Source organism: Streptomyces sp. SCA2-17 (assembly GCF_044336695.1).
Genome location: NZ_CP117521.1, coordinates 3,976,633 through 3,991,417, shown reverse-complemented (window position 1 = coordinate 3,991,417; position 14,785 = coordinate 3,976,633). Strand labels below are relative to the sequence as shown.

14 protein-coding genes are annotated in these 14,785 nt (G+C 72.6%); 7 read left to right on the top strand and 7 right to left on the bottom strand.

Annotated features, from left to right (window positions below; all coding sequences use genetic code 11):
- Nucleotides 1–234: 234 nt before the first annotated feature.
- On the bottom strand, nt 235–897 hold the full coding sequence (gene msrA, locus PS271_RS18075) for a peptide-methionine (S)-S-oxide reductase MsrA (protein ID WP_398382950.1): 663 nt from the start codon (nt 895–897) through the stop codon (nt 235–237).
- Nucleotides 898–927: 30 nt separating this feature from the next.
- Nucleotides 928–2,025, bottom strand: a complete 1,098-nt coding sequence (locus PS271_RS18070; RefSeq protein WP_398382948.1) for a hypothetical protein — start codon at nt 2,023–2,025, stop codon at nt 928–930.
- A 131-nt stretch (nt 2,026–2,156) separates the two neighbouring features.
- On the opposite strand from PS271_RS18070, the gene PS271_RS18065 reads away from it, so the two are divergent.
- Nucleotides 2,157–3,302, top strand: coding sequence for a cystathionine gamma-synthase (locus PS271_RS18065; RefSeq protein ID WP_398382947.1), 1,146 nt, complete (start codon nt 2,157–2,159; stop codon nt 3,300–3,302).
- 105 nt (nt 3,303–3,407) lie between these two features.
- Here PS271_RS18065 and PS271_RS18060 read toward each other — a convergent pair whose 3' ends face one another.
- A complete protein-coding gene (locus PS271_RS18060; RefSeq protein ID WP_120753464.1) occupies nt 3,408–3,911 on the bottom strand; it encodes a MarR family winged helix-turn-helix transcriptional regulator in 504 nt (167 codons plus the stop codon).
- A gap of 341 nt (nt 3,912–4,252) precedes the next feature.
- Between PS271_RS18060 and ilvA the strand changes: the two genes are divergently transcribed.
- From ilvA to PS271_RS18045, 3 genes are all read left to right on the top strand, one after another.
- Entirely contained in the window at nt 4,253–5,503 is a 1,251-nt protein-coding gene (gene ilvA / locus PS271_RS18055) for a threonine ammonia-lyase (protein ID WP_398382945.1), read from the top strand.
- Between the two features lie 195 nt (nt 5,504–5,698).
- Complete coding sequence (locus PS271_RS18050; RefSeq protein ID WP_398382944.1) at nt 5,699–6,766, top strand: ATP-binding cassette domain-containing protein; 1,068 nt, start codon at nt 5,699–5,701, stop codon at nt 6,764–6,766.
- On the top strand, nt 6,763–7,623 hold the full coding sequence (locus PS271_RS18045) for an ABC transporter permease (RefSeq protein WP_398382942.1): 861 nt from the start codon (nt 6,763–6,765) through the stop codon (nt 7,621–7,623). The genes PS271_RS18050 and PS271_RS18045 overlap by 4 nt, the downstream gene beginning before the upstream one ends.
- Nucleotides 7,624–7,692: 69 nt before the next feature.
- Here the strand turns inward: PS271_RS18045 and greA are convergent, their stop codons facing one another.
- Both greA and PS271_RS18035 read right to left on the bottom strand, forming a co-directional pair.
- Entirely contained in the window at nt 7,693–8,190 is a 498-nt protein-coding gene (greA, locus tag PS271_RS18040) for a transcription elongation factor GreA (protein ID WP_398382940.1), read from the bottom strand.
- 289 nt (nt 8,191–8,479) lie between these two features.
- Entirely contained in the window at nt 8,480–8,890 is a 411-nt protein-coding gene (locus PS271_RS18035; protein ID WP_398382939.1) for a DUF4307 domain-containing protein, read from the bottom strand.
- A 126-nt stretch (nt 8,891–9,016) separates the two neighbouring features.
- Between PS271_RS18035 and mca the strand changes: the two genes are divergently transcribed.
- The 3 genes from mca to PS271_RS18020 all read left to right on the top strand — a co-directional run bounded on the left by mca (nt 9,017) and on the right by PS271_RS18020 (nt 12,531).
- Nucleotides 9,017–9,886, top strand: coding sequence for a mycothiol conjugate amidase Mca (gene mca / locus PS271_RS18030; RefSeq protein ID WP_398382937.1), 870 nt, complete (start codon nt 9,017–9,019; stop codon nt 9,884–9,886).
- Between the two features lie 4 nt (nt 9,887–9,890).
- On the top strand, nt 9,891–10,118 hold the full coding sequence (locus tag PS271_RS18025; protein ID WP_398382936.1) for a hypothetical protein: 228 nt from the start codon (nt 9,891–9,893) through the stop codon (nt 10,116–10,118).
- Between the two features lie 346 nt (nt 10,119–10,464).
- A complete protein-coding gene (locus PS271_RS18020; protein ID WP_398382934.1) occupies nt 10,465–12,531 on the top strand; it encodes a thioredoxin domain-containing protein in 2,067 nt (688 codons plus the stop codon).
- Between the two features lie 11 nt (nt 12,532–12,542).
- Here the strand turns inward: PS271_RS18020 and PS271_RS18015 are convergent, their stop codons facing one another.
- Both PS271_RS18015 and PS271_RS18010 read right to left on the bottom strand, forming a co-directional pair.
- Nucleotides 12,543–13,166 carry a TetR/AcrR family transcriptional regulator gene (locus PS271_RS18015; protein ID WP_398382932.1) on the bottom strand — a complete coding sequence of 208 codons (624 nt, stop codon included), beginning with the start codon at nt 13,164–13,166 and terminating at the stop codon, nt 12,543–12,545.
- A 10-nt stretch (nt 13,167–13,176) separates the two neighbouring features.
- Complete coding sequence (locus PS271_RS18010; RefSeq protein WP_398382931.1) at nt 13,177–14,715, bottom strand: MFS transporter; 1,539 nt, start codon at nt 14,713–14,715, stop codon at nt 13,177–13,179.
- Between the last annotated feature and the right edge of the window lie 70 nt (nt 14,716–14,785).

Genomic DNA, 14,785 nt, shown 5'->3' with positions numbered 1-14,785 from the left:
TAGACCTCCAGCAGGGAGAGGTAGCCGTCCCTCGCGAAGACCATGACGCCTGCGTTCTACGGCACTTCGTACCAGGCCTCCGCGGCCGGGGTGCTCGGCGCCGGAGCAGGCGGGACCGCCGCCCGGTCCACCGTCAGGTCGAGCGTCGCGCAGCCCGGAGGGCGCTGCTGACCGGATCCGGTCCCGCCAGCAGCGCCTCCAGCGTCGCCACCGCGCCCGCAGGCAGCGGTTCAGTCACGCGCTGTCAGCCTCGGCCACACCGATCGGGCACGAGACACCCGTACCGCCGATCCCGCAGTAGCCCGACGGGTTCTTGTCCAAGTACTGCTGGTGGTAAGGCTCTGCGTACCAGAACGGGCCCGCCGGGAGGATTTCCGTCGTGATGGGGCCGTAGCTCGAGCCCGTCAGGACCTGCTGGTACGCGTCCCGGGAGGACTCGGCCGCCGACTGCTGGGCGGCGGAGTGGGTGTAGATCGCGGAGCGGTACTGCGTGCCGCGGTCGTTGCCCTGGCGGAAGCCCTGGGTGGGGTTGTGGGACTCCCAGAAGAGCTTCAGGAGCGTTCCGTACGAGACCTTTGCCGGGTCGAAGACCACGCGGACCACCTCCGTGTGGCCCGTCAGGCCGCTGCAAACCTCTTCGTACGCCGGGTGCGGCGTGTGGCCGCCCTGGTAGCCGACGAGGGTGGTCCATACGCCCTCCGTCTGCCAGAACTTGCGCTCCGCTCCCCAGAAGCAGCCGAGGGCGAAGTCCGCGACCTCCAGGCCCGCCGGGTAGGGGCCGCCCAGGGGCGTGCCCAGGACCGTGTGGCGCTCCTGGAGGGGGAATTCCGGCTCCGGGCGGCCCTTGAGGGCCTCCTCCGGGGAGGGGAGGCGGGGTTCTCGGGTGGGGAAGAGCATCTCAGGCCTCCAGTACGCGCGGCGGGACTGCTACAGCCAACGGTTGGCCGGCCCCGGCGATTCCCCGCCCGCCAGCGCCACCGCCCGGTACGCCGCGTACGCCGCGACCGGATCCGCCTCGTACGACCACGGCACCGCACCGATGTGCCCGTCGACGCGGCGCAGCTGCTCCAGGGCCTCCGGATAGCGCTCGGCGTTGACCAGGAACCACACCAGCAGGTGCCGGACGTGCGGCAGCACGGGGTGGTCGGACGGGGCGTGGAGCGCCGCGAACTGCGCCGCCTCGACGGCGCGGGTGACCACCTCGCTGCGGTAGAGGCCCTGCACCAGGTTCACGTCCGGCAGGTGGTCGTGGACGGCGAACAGCGGCAGCGCCGGCAGCAGGCTGCCCTTCGCCGCGCCCGCGGCGGCCCGCTGGGCGAAGGTGTCCGCCTGCTCGCGGGAGCCGTGCCACTTCGCGCTCCAGTAGCGCAGCGCGGCCAGGTGGGCGCCCATGTGCTGGGGCGCGCGGGAGGCGACCCGCTCCCACACCGACTGGAACTCCGCCGCTCCCACGCCCATGCCACGCGCCACGCCCAGCTCGACGATCAGCGGGACCACGTCCTCCGGGGCCAGCCGGGCGGCTTCCGCGCAGACTGTGCGGGCCTCCTCCAGGATCATGCGGTAGTCCTGCGAGGACGGGTCGCGCAGGGCCTGCTGGACGAGGAACTCGGCCTGCACGGCCGCGCCGCCCGCGTCCTCCGGGGCCACCACCCTCCAGTGCCGCAGCCACAGGCCGCCCGTGCCCGGCGCCTCGGCCAGCTCGCGGACCGCCGCGCCCGCCAGCGTCTGCACGCGCTGCCAGCGCTGCTCCGGGTCGTGGGTGCGCGAGAGCAGCTCGGCGGCCGGCTTCCAGTCCTGCGAGCGGCGGGCCTCGTCCACGGCGCTGAGCAGCTCGGGGTCGGGGCCGGGCAGGCGGACGTCCAGCTGCTCGGGCGGCAGGAAGCCGTGGGCGGCGGCCGCGGCGCCGGGGCCGGCGGCCGGCCCCGCGCCGAGCAGCTCCGCACGGGCCCGGCGGCGGCGCAGCGCGGGCCCGGCGACGACGGCGGCGATCGCGACGACGGCCAGCAGGATGAGCAGAAACTCCATGAGCGGTCCTGAACGTGGATGGGGCAGCGTAGGGCTATGTGAGGAACAACGCGCGGCATCCGCGGATCGTTCATCCTCCGGTTACAAGTGAACACGGGTGTTCGGGTGTGCGGAGTACTAGGCTCGGGAAAATGAGCGATCAGCATGCCTTCGAAACCCTGGCCATCCACGCCGGGCAGGAGCCGGACCCGCTGACCGGGGCCGTCGTGCCGCCGATCTACCAGGTGTCCACGTACAAGCAGGACGGGGTCGGCGGCCTGCGCGGCGGCTACGAGTACAGCCGCAGCGCCAACCCCACCCGCACCGCTCTCGAGGAGAACCTGGCGGCGCTGGAGGGCGGTGTCCGCGGCCTGGCCTTCGCGTCCGGCCTCGCCGCCGAGGACACCCTGCTGCGTACGCTCCTGGCGCCCGGTGACCACGTGGTCATCCCGAACGACGCCTACGGCGGCACGTTCCGCCTCTTCGCCAAGGTGATCAGCCGCTGGGGCGTGGAGTGGTCGGTCGCCGACACCTCCGACCCGGCCGCCGTGCGTGCCGCCTTGCGCCCCTCGACCAAGGCGATCTGGGTCGAGACCCCGTCGAACCCGCTGCTGGGCATCAGCGACATCGCCGCCCTCGCCGAGGTCGCGCACTCGGCCGGGGTCCGCCTGGTCATCGACAACACCTTCGCGAGCCCGTACCTCCAGCAGCCGCTCGCGCTCGGCGCGGACGTCGTCGTGCACTCCACGACCAAGTACATGGGCGGCCACTCCGACGTCGTGGGCGGCGCGCTGATCACCGCGGACGCGGGCCTCGCCGAGGAGCTCGCCTACCACCAGAACGCGATGGGCGCCGTCGCCGGCCCCTTCGACTCCTGGCTGACGCTGCGCGGGATCAAGACCCTCGCCGTGCGCATGGACCGGCACAGCGCCAACGCCGAGCGCGTGGCCGAGCTGCTCGTCTCCCACCCCAAGGTCACCCAGGTCTACTACCCGGGCCTGCCCGAGCACCCGCTGCACGAGGTGGCCGCCAAGCAGATGAAGTCCTTCGGCGGGATGGTGTCCTTCCGCGTGGCCGGCGGGCAGGAGCAGGCCGTCGAGATCTGCAACCGCACCGAGGTGTTCACCCTCGGCGAGTCCCTCGGCGGCGTGGAGTCGCTCATCGAGCACCCGGGCCTGATGACGCACGCGTCGACCGCCGGGTCGCAGCTGGAGGTCCCCGCGGACCTGGTCCGCCTGTCGGTGGGCATCGAGTCCGTCGACGACCTGCTCGCGGACCTCACGCAGGCGCTGGGCTAGTTCTCCGATCCGCCCCTACGGCGGGCGGGCCGCGAAAAGCGGCTCGCCCGCCGTATGCGTTTTTTACGGCGCCCACGTACGGAATGCGCGTATCTACGGAAGCTGTCAGGCCGTCGTCGGCGTCACCGGCGGCAGCGCGTTGTGCACCTCGGACAGCGCGGTGTTGAAGCGCGTGAGCAGCGAGCAGAACGCGTCCCGCTCGTCCTCGCTCCAGCCGTCCGTCACCAGCGCCATCAGCGCGCGCCGCGAGGCCCGCACCTCCTCCAGGCGGGCCTTGCCGCGCGGGGAGAGCTGGAGGACGACGGCGCGGCCGTCCTCGGGGTGGGACGTGCGCTTGACCAGGCCGGTGTCGACCAGCGGCGCCACCTGACGGGTGACGGTCGAGGAGTCGATGCCCATCCCGGCGGCGAGCGCCTTGACGCCCATCGGGCCTTCCTGGTCGAGGCGGTTGAGCAGCAGATAAGCGGCGCGGTCCATCGAGTTGCGGACCTGTCCCACGCCGCCGAGCCGCGTCTGTTCGGCGCGGCGTGCGAAGACGGCAACCTGGTGCTGGAGCGCGTCGAGGACACCTGGGGCGAGGTCGGTCGTCATGTCCGAAGGGGTGGGCATGGCCTGGGGCTCACTTCGTGCGTCGGGCAGGGAAGATTGGGGGACAGAGTACGCGGCCGGGAGGTCCCCTGGGCCGGTGGCGGACAATCCGCTGGAGCGGTGCCTCACAATCCGCTCGGTATGCATGGATATGCACGGCGATGCCCACCGGAATCGGCCGTGCGATATGCGTCGGCCACGACGGTCGTTACATAAGGTCGTTACGTAAACGAGGCGCAAGCGAGCCGAAACCGAGCCGCGGGCAGGCCGGACACGAGCCGCGGGCACGCCGGAAGCGGTCGCGAGCAGAGCCCGCTCCGGCCGCCGGCACGCCCCGTCCGCCCGGCTGCCACACTGGCCTCATGGCTGTACGCGCAGCGGGCCGGCCCGTCCTGCCCGCTGTCACCCTCGACGACGTCCGGCGCGCCCAGGCGGGCCTCTCGGGCGTCACCCGCGTCACGGCCCTGGAGGGCAGCCGCCACCTCTCCCGCCTGATCGGCGGCCCCGTCCACCTCAAGTGCGAGAACCTCCAGCGGACCGGATCCTTCAAGGTCCGCGGCGCGTACACGCGTATCGCCGGGCTGTCGCGGGGGGAGCGCGCGGCGGGGGTCGTGGCCGCCAGCGCGGGCAACCATGCGCAGGGCGTGGCCCTGGCGGCCGCGCTCCTGGGCGTGCGCGCCACGGTGTTCATGCCGGTGAGCGCGCCCCTGCCGAAGGTCGCCGCGACCCGCGCGTACGGCGCCGAGGTGCGCCTGCACGGGCAGGTCCTGGACGAGGCGCTGTCCGAAGCCCGGCAGTACGCCCGCGCGACGGGCGCCGTCTTCGTCCACCCCTTCGACCACCCGGACGTCATCGCCGGTCAGGGCACCGTCGGCCTGGAGATCCTCCAGCAGTGCCCCGAGGTGCGCACGGTCGTGGTGGCCATGGGCGGCGGCGGGCTCGCGGCCGGGATCGCGACCGCGGTCAAGGCGCTGCGCCCGGAGGTCCGGATCGTGGGCGTGCAGGCGGCGGGCGCGGCCGCGTACCCGCCCTCACTGGCCGCCGGGCACCCCGTGGCGCTCGCGAAGCCGGCGACGATGGCCGACGGCATCCTGGTGGGCCGCCCCGGGGACGTGCCCTTCGGCATCGTGCGGGAGCTGGTCGACGCGGTCCGTACGGTCTCCGAGGACGCCCTGGCCGGGGCGCTGCTGCTCTGCCTGGAGCGGGCCAAGATGGTCGTGGAACCGGCCGGCGCGGCCCCGGTGGCGGCGCTGCTGGCCGGTCCCGACTCGTTCGAGGGACCTCTCGTCGCGGTGTTGTCGGGCGGCAACGTCGACCCGCTGCTGCTCCAGCGCGTCCTGCGGCACGGAATGGCCGCGGCCGGCCGTTACCTGAGCCTGCGGCTGCGGCTGACCGACCGCCCGGGGGCGCTCGCCGCGCTCCTGGAGGTGCTCTCCGCGGCCGACGCCAACGTCCTGGACGTCGGCCACGTCCGCACCGATCCGAGGCTCGGCCTCGCCGAGGCGGAAGTCGAGCTGCACCTGGAGACGAAGGGGCCCGCGCACTGCGAGGAGGTGGCGGCGGCCCTGCGGGAGGCGGGGTACCGGATGGCCGGACAAGAAGGCTCCGGATGAGAGGGCTACGGCCGCGCGGGCTCAATAACCGTACGAGGAAAGGGGATTGCCCTGCACCACGCTGTATCACCCCTCTGTATCGCTCCTCTGTATCGCTCCGTGGTGCCTGCACAAGCGGCGAACGGCATTCACAGGGCGAGACCGCACCACCGAACGTAAAATCAGGTAATACGTCACCCAGCGGGGAGAACTTCCATGCCAGGCGCCATTTACGCCGAAGGCCTGGTGAAGACCTTCGGCGACGTCAGAGCTCTGGACGGCGTCGATCTCGACGTACCGGAAGGAACCGTTCTAGGACTGCTCGGCCCGAACGGCGCCGGCAAGACCACAGCGGTACGCGTCCTCACCACGCTCATCAAACCCGACAGCGGCTCCGCCTCCGTGGCGGGCATCGACGTCCTCAGGAAGCCCGACCAAGTACGGCGTTCCATCGGCCTCTCGGGCCAGTTCGCCGCCGTCGACGAATACCTGACGGGGCGTGAGAACCTGCGGATGGTCGGCCAGCTCTACCAGATGTCCGCCCGTGACGCGAAGACGCGGGCCGGCGAGCTGCTGGAGCGCTTCGACCTCGGCGACGCCGCCGACCGCATCGCCAAGACCTACTCCGGCGGCATGCGCCGCCGCCTCGACCTCGCCGCGGCCCTCGTCGTCAGCCCGCCCGTGATGTTCATGGACGAGCCCACCACCGGCCTCGACCCGCGCAACCGGCAGGCCCTGTGGGAGGTCATCCAGGAGCTGGTCGCCGGCGGCACGACCCTCCTGCTCACCACGCAGTACCTGGAGGAGGCCGACCACCTCGCGCACGACATCTGCGTGGTGGACCACGGCAAGGTCATCGCCCGCGGCACCTCCGACCAGCTCAAGGCCCGTACGGGCGGCGAGCGCGTCGAGGTCGTCGTGCGCGATCCCGAGCACATCGCCCTCGCCGACGCGGTCCTGCGCGGCTTCGGCAAGGGCACGTCCACGGTCGAGAAGCACACCCGCAGGGTGACGATGCCGGTCTCCGGCGGCGCGAAGCTGCTCGCCGAGGTCATCCGCGAACTCGACGGCCGCGGCATCGAGATCGACGACATCGCGCTGCGCCGCCCGACCCTGGACGACGTCTTCATCTCGCTCACCGGGCACGCCGCGGAGGCGGACACCGACGAGACCGGCGAGAGCGGCGACACCGGCGAGAGCGATGAGCGCGGCCGGAGCGGCGAGGCGGATGAGACCGGCGGGACGTCCGGGGAGCCCGGCGCACAGCAGGAGGTCACGTCATGAGCGTCATCGGAAGCCCGGCCTCCAGAGCCGCCGCCCTCCGCGTCCACGGCGGCATCGGCCGCTCCGTGCGCGACTCCCTCGTCGTCGCCAAGCGCAACCTGATCCGGATGATCCGCATCCCCGAGGTGGTCATCTTCGGGCTCATCCAGCCGATCATGTTCGTGGTGCTGTTCAGCTACGTCTTCGGCGGCTCGATCGCCGTCGGCGGCAGCACGGACCCGTCCACGTACCGCCAGTTCCTCATGGCGGGCATCTTCGCCCAGACGGTCACCTTCGCCACGGCGGGCGCCGGGGCGGGCATCGCCGACGACATGCACAAGGGGCTCATCGACCGCTTCCGGTCCCTGCCCATGGCCCGCGGCGCCGTCCTCACCGGCCGCACGCTCGCCGACCTCGTCCAGACCGCGCTCACGCTCGTCGTGCTGGCGGTCGTCGCCGTGATCGTCGGGTGGCGGGTCCACAACGGCATCCCCGAGGCCGTGGCGGGCTTCGCGCTGCTGCTCCTGCTCGGCTACGCCTTCTCCTGGATCGGCGCGCTGATCGGGCTGTCCGTGCGCACCCCGGAGGCGGCCACCTCGGGCGGGCTGATCTGGCTCTTCCCGCTCACCTTCATCTCCAACGCGTTCGTGCCCGCCGACAACATGCCGACGGTGCTGCGCACCATCGCGGAGTGGAACCCCTTCAGCGCGACCGTGCAGGCGGCGCGGCAGCTCTTCGGCAACCTGCCGGACGGCTATCCCGTGCCGGCGGCGTGGCCGATGCAGCACCCGGTGTGGGCGTCGCTGATCTGGTCGGTGCTGATCATCGTGCTGTTCCGGACGCTGGCGGTGCGGAAGTTCCGCTCGGCGACGGCCTGAGCACGGCGAAGGCCCTCCCGTCCCCTGCCGGGGGCGGGAGGGCCTTCGCGCGGCGCACGGGCCGAAGGATCAGCCGCTGTACGGCTTGGCCTCCAGGATGCGGACCATGGCCTTCTTGCCGTTCGGCAGCTCGTACTGGGCGTCCTCGCCGACCTTCTTGCCGTTGACGCCGGAGCCCAGCGGGGACTGCGGCGAGTACGTCTCGATGTCCGAGCTGGCGTACTCGCGGGAGGCGAGGAGGAAGTCCAGGGTGTCGTCCACGTCACCGTCGAAGGCGATGGTCACCACCATGCCGGGCGCGACGACGCCGGTGGCCGCGGGGGCCTCGCCGACCTTCGCGTTCTCCAGCAGCTGGGTGAGCTGGCGCACACGGAGCTCCTGCTTGCCCTGCTCCTCCTTGGCCGCGTGGTACCCGCCGTTCTCTCGCAGGTCACCCTCCTCGCGCGCGGCCGCGATCTTGGTCGCGATCTCGGTGCGAGCGGGACCAGACAGGTACTCCAGCTCGGCCTTGAGCTGGTCGTACGCCTCCTGAGTCAGCCAGGTGACGTTGTCGCTGGTCTGGGTCACAGGTGCTCCTCGTCGGTACTGGGGAAATGCTTGGGATACATCGCGATAACAAATGAACGCCCTACTCAGAAGGGTGCACCTTCAAAGCGGGGCGAAACCACGAGCCTAACAATTGGGCCCGGAGAGGGGGAAGAAGCAAACGGGAGAAATCGCGCAAGAGTCACGTCAATGCAGGTCAGCGACGTCCACGCGGACCGTATCGGATCAGCTGCGGCGCGTCAGCCCCCTGGACGCCCGGCCGGCGGCCCGGCCGGCAGTACGGTCATCAGTACGGCCGGCAGTGCGGGCCTCAGCGCCCCGGCCGCGCCTGGCAGCCCTCGAGCTCCGTGGCCGCCGCGTGCTGCGTCGTACGGATCGTGACGGACTCGGTGAAATGCTCCTCGCGGCGGTCCAGGGTGACGTCCTTGCGGCCGACCTCGGAACCGTCGGCGCCGAGCGAGCGCAGCGTGCACACGCCGGTCTGGTCCTTGTCCTTGCGGATCTCCAGGACCGCCTCCACGGCGGTGTCCGAGACCGATTTCGAGCGGATGAGCTGGCCGCTGACGTCCGTCTTGGTGATGTAGTGGATCCCGGACCAGGCGATCACGCCCAGCAGCCCGGCGCCCAGCACCGCGCCGACGATCTTGAGCTTGCGGTCCGCGCGCGCGTCCGCCGAGCGGCCGTAGCGACCGTCGGGCAGCCCCTCGCGTGCCGCAGCCATGATCTTTCCTCCGGGTCGGTGCCGCTCGGGAGAACTCGGAATGAAACGACTCCCGCTTCGGTCACTATAGGAGGCGCCCCGACACACCGATAAGACGGGCCATGACCAGTGACTGAGGATCGAGCCTTGACTGAGCAGCTGCGACTGATGGCCGTGCATGCCCACCCCGACGACGAGTCGAGCAAGGGCGCGGCCACGATGGCCAAGTACGTGTCCGAGGGGGTGGACGTGCTGGTGGCCACCTGCACGGGCGGCGAGCGCGGCTCCATCCTCAACCCGAAGCTCCAGGGCGACCCGTACATCGAGGAGAACATCCACGAGGTCCGCGCCAAGGAGATGGCCGAGGCGCGCGACATCCTGGGCGTCAAGCAGGAGTGGCTGGGATTCGTCGACTCCGGCCTGCCCGAGGGCGACCCGCTGCCGCCGCTGCCGGAGGGCTGCTTCGCCCTCCAGGACGTGGACGAGGCGGCCGGGCGGCTGGTGAAGCTCATCCGCGAGTTCCGTCCGCACGTGGTCACCACGTACGACGAGAACGGCGGCTACCCGCACCCCGACCACATCATGACGCACAAGATCTCGATGGTGGCGTTCGAGGCGGCCGGTGACCCGTCCCGCTACCCCGAGGCCGGCGAGCCGTGGCAGCCGCTGAAGCTCTACTACAACCAGGGCTTCAACCGGCCGCGCACCCAGGCGCTGCACGACGCGCTGCTGGAGCGCGGCATGGACTCCCCGTACGGGGAGTGGCTGGAGCGCTGGCACACCATGGGCCGCGAGCGCACGCTGACCACCTACGTTCCGTGCGGTGACTTCTTCGAGATCCGTGACAAGGCGCTGATCGCGCACGCCACGCAGATCGACCCGGACGGCGGCTGGTTCCGCGTGCCGCTGGACCTCCAGCGGGAGATCTGGCCGACCGAGGAGTACGAGCTGGCGAAGTCCGTCGTCGGCACGTCCCTCCCCGAGGACGACCTCTTCGCGGGCATCCGCAACAATTGACCCCATGATGAGCTCCCTCGCCGCCGCCCAGCTGGTGCCGCTCGCCGAAGAACTCGACAAGAACAAGGTCACCCCGGGTGTCCTCGGCTTCATCGTCTTCGCCGTCATCGGCGTGGCGGTGTGGTTCCTGATGAAGAGCATGAACAAGCACATGAAGCGGGTGGACTTCGTCGAGGAGCCGGCGGCCGACGCGGCGCCGGCGTCCTCGGCTCAGGCGCCGAAGACTTCCTGACGGCTCAGGCGCCGAAGACCTCCTGACGGCTCAGGCCGATCCGGCACCGCCGGGATGCGCCGCTGTGGCTGTTCGCCGCCGCGGCGGAAGAGAGGGTGCCCGCCCGCACACTTTTCCGCCGCAGCGGTGAGCAACCACTGACCGGCCGTTCCGGCGGTGCCGGACCCGCGCCTGCCACCGGGCGGTGCGCCGGGCCTGCCCGGCCGCACGGCCGTCAGCCCGCGCCGGGCCGCCCGGGCCACCCGGCCGCACCGCCGTCGGCCCGGGCCCGGCCGGCCAGGCCTCCCGTGGACACGGCCCCACGGCCACCCGCCCGGGAGGGCGCACCGTGCGCAAGGATGGGCCCATGCCCAACCGCCTGGCGCACGAGACGTCCCCTTACCTCCTCCAGCACGCCGAGAACCCGGTCGACTGGTGGCCGTGGTCGCCCGAGGCCTTCGCCGAGGCCCGGCGCCGGAACGTGCCGGTGCTGCTGAGCGTCGGCTATTCGAGCTGCCACTGGTGCCACGTGATGGCGCACGAGTCCTTCGAGGACGAGGCGACCGCCGCGCTCCTCAACGAGCACTTCGTCGCCGTCAAGGTCGACCGCGAGGAGCGGCCCGACGTCGACGCCGTCTACATGGAGGCCGTGCAGGCCGCGACGGGCCGGGGCGGCTGGCCCATGACGGTGTTCCTGACGCCCGAGGCCGAGCCGTTCTACTTCGGCACGTACTTCCCGCCCGCGCCCCGGCACGGCATGCCGGGCTTCCCGCAGGTCCTGGAGGGCGTGCGGGCCGCGTGGCGGGACCGCCGCGAGGAGGTCGGGCAGGTCGCGGGCCGCATCGTGCGCGACCTCTCCGAGCGCACGCTCGCCCTCGGCGTCCCCGCGGACAAGGACGCGCCCGCGCGGCCGCCCGCCGCCGAGGACCTGGGCGCGGCCCTGCTGGGGCTGACCCGCGAGTTCGACGCGGTGCGCGGCGGCTTCGGCGGGGCCCCGAAGTTCCCGCCGTCCATGGCGCTGGAGTTCCTGCTGCGCCACCACGCCCGTACGGGCTCCGAGGGCGCCCTGGAGATGGTGCAGGCCACCTGTGAGGCGATGGCCCGGGGCGGCATCTACGACCAGCTGGGCGGCGGCTTCGCGCGCTACTCCGTCGACGCGGAGTGGGTGGTGCCGCACTTCGAGAAGATGCTCTACGACAACGCCCTGCTCTGCCGCGCCTACGCGCACCTGTGGCGGGCCACGGGCTCGGAGCTCGCCCGCCGGGTGGCGCTGGAGACGGCCGGCTTCCTGGTCCGCGAGATGCGCACCGAGCAGGGCGGCTTCGCGTCCGCGCTGGACGCCGACAGTGACGACGGGACCGGCCGGCACGCCGAGGGCGCGTACTACGTGTGGACGCCGCGGCAGCTACGTGAGGTGCTCGGCGAGGAGGACGCGCTGCTCGCGGCGGCCCACTTCGGCGTCACCGAGGAGGGCACCTTCGAGGAGGGCGCCTCCGTCCTCCAGCTCCCGGACTCCGAGCGGCTCCTGGACGCCGGCAAGCTCGACTCGGTGCACCGCAGGCTCCTCGCGGCGCGCGAGCAGCGGCCGCGGCCCGGCCGCGACGACAAGGTGGTGGCCGCCTGGAACGGGCTGGCGATCGCCGCGCTGGCCGAGACGGGCGCCTTCTTCGACCGGCCGGACCTCGTCCAGGCCGCCACCGACGCCGCCGACCTGCTCGTCCGTACGCACATGGACTGGCACGCCCGGCTCTTCCGCACCTCCCTCGACGGCACGGCCGGCGCCCACGCGGGCGTCCTGGAGGACTACGCGGACGTCGCCGAGGGCTTCCTCACGCTCAGCGCCGTCACCGGCGAGGGCGTGTGGGTGGACTTCGCGGGCCTCCTCCTGGACACGGTCCTCACCCGCTTCACCGGCCCGGACGGCACCCTCTTCGACACCGCCGACGACGCCGAGGCCCTGATCCGGCGCCCCCAGGACCCGACGGACAACGCCGCGCCGTCCGGCTGGACCGCCGCCTGCGGCGCGCTGCTGACGTACGCCGCGTACACCGGCAGCACCCTGCACCGCGAGGCCGCCGAGCGCGCGCTGGGCGTCGTCCGGGCGCTGGGCCCGAAGGCGCCGCGCTTCATCAGCTGGGGCCTGGCGGTGGCGGAGGCGCTGCTGGACGGGCCGCGCGAGGCCGCCGTGGTGGGCCTGCCCGAGGACCCGGCGACGGCCGTCCTGCACCGCACCGCCCTGCTGTCCACGGCCCCCGGCCTGGCCGTCGCCGTCGGCGCCCCGCCGCCGGCGTCCGACCCCACCGCCGTGGAGGTGCCGCTGCTGGCGAACCGGCCCCTGGCGGACGGGCGCGCGGTCGCGTACGTCTGCCGGGGCTTCGTGTGCGACGCGCCGACGACGGACCCGGCGGAGCTGGCGGAGAAGCTGCGCGGGTGACGCGCGGGCGGTCAGAGCGTCAGGCCGCGGGCCAGGACGTCCAGCGTGCGTTCGACGAGCGCGATGATGTCCTCCCGCTGGCCCCCCTCGACCCAGTGCAGGAGGGCCTCGTTCAGCGAGGCGAAGATCGCGGTGACGACGATGCGCACCTCGATGTCGTCCGCGTCGCGGCCGGTGCGCTCGGCCAGGACGGCGCAGAGCATGGGCCCCGACTCGCCCAGGCCCTCGGCCGCCCGGCGGCGCAGCGCGGGCACCTCGCGCAGGAGCCGGGCGCGCTGGCGGTACTCGTCCATCTCGTGGGCGAGGATGTGCCGCAGCGAGACGATGACGGCCTGCCGGACGGCCTCGACCGGGGGCTCCTCCGCGGGGCGCGCGCGGATCGCGGCCTCCATGGCCGGGTCGTGCTCGTCGGTGAGGACGATGTCTTCCTTGGTGGGGAAGTAGCGGAAGACGGTGCTGGGGGAGACCTCGGCGGCTTCCGCGATCTGGTCGACCGTCGTCGCGTCGTACCCCTGCTGTGCGTAGAGGCGGTAGGCGGCGCGGCGGATCGCCTGACGGGTCTGGATCTTCTTCCGCTCGCGCAGGCCGAGCCGGGGCCCGGCCTGCGCGAGGGGAGGCGTTTCTGCGGAGGCCATGGCTGCATTCTCAGGCATCCGTCTTCCGGGGGCCCACTTCGTGGGCGGCCGCGGGCGCCGGTGCGGCGGCGGGCCTGCCGGGCAGGAAGGCGGCGGTGAGCAGCGCGGCGGCGACGGCCCCGGTGCCGCAGGCCAGCAGGGCGAGGTCCATGCCGTGGAGGAAGGCGGCGTCCGCCGACCGGGCGAGGGCCGTGTCACCGAGCCGCGCGGCCACCGCGTGCGCGGCAACGGCGGACTCGCCCGCGGCGTCGGCGGCGGCCCGCGGCAGGCCGTGGGTGTCGAGCCGGCCGGCGAACGAGCCGGCGAGCAGGCTGCCGAGCACCGCGACGCCGATCGCCCCCGAGAGCTGACGCAGCGTCATCAGCAGGCCGGAGCCGCTGCCCGCGCGGTCCCGCGGCAGGGCGCCCAGCGCGCCGTCCATGGCCGGGATGATGCCGAGGCCGAACCCGAGACCGGCGAGCGTCAGCCACACGGCGGTGAACCCGTAGCCGTCGGGGAGGCTCGTACGGCTGCCGGTCAGGGCGGCGACGGCCAGGACGAGCAGGGCGCCGGGGATGACCGTACGGGGACCGAAGCGTTTGACGAGGGGTCCGGCGGCGCGGGAGGCCACGAGCAGACCGCCCATCATCGGCATCATGCGCAGCCCGGTGCCGAAGGCGCCCTGGCCCCGGACCGTCTGCAGGTACTGGGGCACGACGAACAGCAGGCCGGTGAGGGCGAACGTGACCAGGGCCGCGGCGAGCGTGTTCCACCGGAACGCGCGGTGCCGCAGCAGCGTGACGTCCAGGACGGGCCGGTCCGCGCGCCGCTCGCGCAGCACCAGGGCGGTGAGCAGGACGGCGGACGCGGCGAGTGCGGTGGTCACGAAGGGTGAGGTCCAGCCGCGCGCCGGGCCCTCGTTGACGCCGGAGACGAGGGCGGCGAGGCCCGTGACGGTGAGGGCGGTGGACAGCAGGCTCAGCTTCGGCGCGGCGGGATCCCGGGTCTCGGGGAGCAGGAAGACGCAGGCGGCGATGCCGAGGGCGACGAGCGGGACGTTGACGAGGAAGACGGAGCCCCACCAGAAGTGGTCGAGCAGCCAGCCGCCGACGACCGGCCCGAGAGGCAGGCCGAGCGCGGAGCCGGCGGAGACCGCCCCGAGCGCCTTGGAGCGCTCCTCCGCGGGGAACAGCGAGGGCAGCACGGACAGGGCCAGCGGCATGATCAGCGCCCCGCCGGCGCCCAGGACCACGCGGGCGGCGATGACCTGGCCGGGGCTGGTGACGAAGGCGCCGAAGACCGAGCCCACGAGGAAGATCCCGAGGCCGGCGAGGAGCATCCGGCGGCGCCCGAACCGGTCGCCGAGCAGGCCCGCGGGAAGCATCAGGGCGGCGAAGACGACGAGGTAGGAGTCGGCGATCCAGGTTTGCTCGGCCGTGTCGGCACCGAGCTGGGCGGCCATCTCCGGCAGGGCCACGTTGAGGATCGTGCCGTCGAAGCCGAGCACGAGCATGCAGGCGACGAGGGAGCCGAGCGCCCACCAGCGGCGGGGGTCGGGACGGGTGCTCATGGCACACCTCCGAAGGGAGAATTGACGTCAAGTGACAGTAACTCTCAAAAGATTGTCGCTGTCAATCGAC

Coding starts and splice junctions, on each gene's coding strand:
- PS271_RS18060 (WP_120753464.1), bottom strand. CDS start 3,911: ATGCCCACCCCTTCGGACATGACGACCGACCTCGCCCCAGGTGTCCTC.
- PS271_RS18070 (WP_398382948.1), bottom strand. CDS start 2,025: ATGGAGTTTCTGCTCATCCTGCTGGCCGTCGTCGCGATCGCCGCCGTC.
- PS271_RS18025 (WP_398382936.1), top strand. CDS start 9,891: ATGATGAGCTCCCTCGCCGCCGCCCAGCTGGTGCCGCTCGCCGAAGAA.
- PS271_RS18020 (WP_398382934.1), top strand. CDS start 10,465: ATGCCCAACCGCCTGGCGCACGAGACGTCCCCTTACCTCCTCCAGCAC.
- PS271_RS18015 (WP_398382932.1), bottom strand. CDS start 13,166: ATGGCCTCCGCAGAAACGCCTCCCCTCGCGCAGGCCGGGCCCCGGCTC.
- PS271_RS18065 (WP_398382947.1), top strand. CDS start 2,157: ATGAGCGATCAGCATGCCTTCGAAACCCTGGCCATCCACGCCGGGCAG.
- PS271_RS18010 (WP_398382931.1), bottom strand. CDS start 14,715: ATGAGCACCCGTCCCGACCCCCGCCGCTGGTGGGCGCTCGGCTCCCTC.
- msrA (WP_398382950.1), bottom strand. CDS start 897: ATGCTCTTCCCCACCCGAGAACCCCGCCTCCCCTCCCCGGAGGAGGCC.
- PS271_RS18045 (WP_398382942.1), top strand. CDS start 6,763: ATGAGCGTCATCGGAAGCCCGGCCTCCAGAGCCGCCGCCCTCCGCGTC.
- PS271_RS18035 (WP_398382939.1), bottom strand. CDS start 8,890: ATGGCTGCGGCACGCGAGGGGCTGCCCGACGGTCGCTACGGCCGCTCG.
- PS271_RS18050 (WP_398382944.1), top strand. CDS start 5,699: ATGCCAGGCGCCATTTACGCCGAAGGCCTGGTGAAGACCTTCGGCGAC.
- ilvA (WP_398382945.1), top strand. CDS start 4,253: ATGGCTGTACGCGCAGCGGGCCGGCCCGTCCTGCCCGCTGTCACCCTC.